Below are 1918 nucleotides of genomic sequence, written 5' to 3'. Positions count from 1 at the left end.
CCAGGAGAGTGTCAGTACCAGTGCGGGACAATACCTCTACTCAGGAAAATACTCCTAAACCCAGAAGAGTGTCAGTACCAGTACGGGACAATACCTCTACTCAGGAAAATACTCCTAAACCTAGAGCAGTGCCTGTACAGCAAAATACTCCTAGTCAGGAAAATACTCCTAAACCCAGGAGGGTGTTAGTACCAGTGCGGGACAATACTCCTAGTCAGGAAAATACTGCTCAGGAAAATACTACCAACACTACAGCTGTGCCAGTGAAGCCAGCTCAAGCTACTAATGAAAACTCAGGGAAAGAATCCGTTCCAGCAGCAGCCACTGAAGAGCAAAACTCACAAGAGGATAAAGCGTGCAAGTTCAAATCTAGATCAGCTCGCAGGCGCAACAGAATAGACTCCTTTACAACACCATCGTCCAGGTCATGTAAATAAGACGTTCTGTTAGTGAAACCCTTGGTTGTTGGTCAATGGAGCATTAACATTATTCTAGAATTAAGAATTAAGAATTAAGAATTTAGAATTAAGAATTAAGAATTAAGAATTAAGAATTTAGAATTTGGAATTTTACATTCTGCATTCTACATTCTACATTCTACATTCTGCATTCTACATTCTGCATTCTGCATTCTTCATTCTGCATTCTACATTCTACATTCTGCATTCTTCATTCTACATTCTGCATTCTGCATTCTGCATTCTGCATTCTGCATTCACCATTCTGCATTCACCATTCTGCATTCTTCATTCTGCATTCTACATTCTTCATTCTGCATTCTGACAGACACCGATGAAGTGGACATCACTAAAGGTTTCAATCCATAGACGAGCGCCACAAGGCAGTGGGTTATCCGGCTGATAGGTAATTCGACATGGACCGAGGATTTCTACCTGGTTGCCATATAAATTGTTGCCACTTCGTTTTACTGAAATCACTGGCTTGCGCTCTTCCGGGCGTTTGTGGATATTCGAGCCAATGTGATTGCGGTTGACATTAATCTTGGCTAGAGCCGGAGGACGACTGGTACGCCATTTTCCTTTTGGTCCTCTAGTGCCTTTAATGATTTGAGGCATATTGTTGAACAGAGGAATAATCCAGAATTTCCCACTTTTATAAGCACCCCGGACGCGACCCTTCTCTAGGAGTTGTCGCAATCGTCTCGAAGAGATTCCTAGGAGAGATGCTGCTTCGGTAGTACAAACGCACTTGTTCATAAGTTTCTTTCCCATTAACTATTCCGATAGTTGTATTATAAAGCAAAAGCAAGCATTAAGACAACCCCTGATTAAGGAAAAGAGAAGGTTATAGAAAATTTTGTAAATTAAGCTGAAGTGTTCTATCGGTCGGAGTTGAGGCAAGTTTGATATAGCGTTCGCGCAGGGTGGCCGTAGGCCAATCGCTTTTAGCGTGGCCTTTTGGCCAAATGCGATCGCATACCCTGTGCCTTCCAAACACCCATTATGCTGACTCAGTCATCCGGAAACTGCCAGCAAGAGATACGTTCTACATCGTGACTACTACACTGGCGACAGGTTTTATCAACAGAAGAATCTACCCATTGATAGCCACAAGTCCGACAGTGGCAAAAAATGTTGTTGTGGTTAGCGATTTCAATTTTTCTGCGCCACTCGTTAATTTGAGAGGTGTCTGGCTTGGGGGTAGGTTCCGACATTAAATTTACTATGATTTACAATCCCATACCAGTAAATCATCTAAGGTAAGCATTCAGCATTCAGCTATCAGCATTCAGCTATCAGCATTCAGCTATCAGCATTCAGCTATCAGCATTCAGCTATCAGCTATCAGCTATCAGCTATCAGCTATCAGCTATCAGCTATCAGCTATCAGCTATCAGCTATCAGCTATCAGCTATCAGCTATCAGCGATTAGCGCTATGGGCACGCTACTTTACGAA

Annotated in this window: 2 protein-coding genes and 1 pseudogene; 1 reads left to right on the top strand and 2 read right to left on the bottom strand. The window is 42.6% G+C overall.

All coding sequences use genetic code 11. From position 1 onward, the window contains the following. Positions 1-437 (top strand): annotated as a pseudogene (locus F6K20_RS36505) (hypothetical protein); the annotation flags it as partial. Between the two features lie 330 nt (positions 438-767). Here F6K20_RS36505 and F6K20_RS36500 read toward each other — a convergent pair. Both F6K20_RS36500 and F6K20_RS36495 read right to left on the bottom strand, forming a co-directional pair. Next, positions 768-1217 (bottom strand): MerR family transcriptional regulator, encoded by a 450-nt coding sequence (locus F6K20_RS36500; RefSeq protein WP_044495276.1) that lies wholly within the window; start codon positions 1215-1217, stop codon positions 768-770. Between the two features lie 254 nt (positions 1218-1471). Continuing rightward, on the bottom strand, positions 1472-1675 hold the full coding sequence (locus F6K20_RS36495) for a hypothetical protein (RefSeq protein WP_287263169.1): 204 nt from the start codon (positions 1673-1675) through the stop codon (positions 1472-1474). Between the last annotated feature and the right edge of the window lie 243 nt (positions 1676-1918).

The organism is Moorena sp. SIO2C4 (genome assembly GCF_010672485.1).
Classification (GTDB): Bacteria; Cyanobacteriota; Cyanobacteriia; order Cyanobacteriales; family Coleofasciculaceae; genus Moorena; species Moorena producens.
This window is presented reverse-complemented; position numbering and strand designations above follow the sequence as displayed.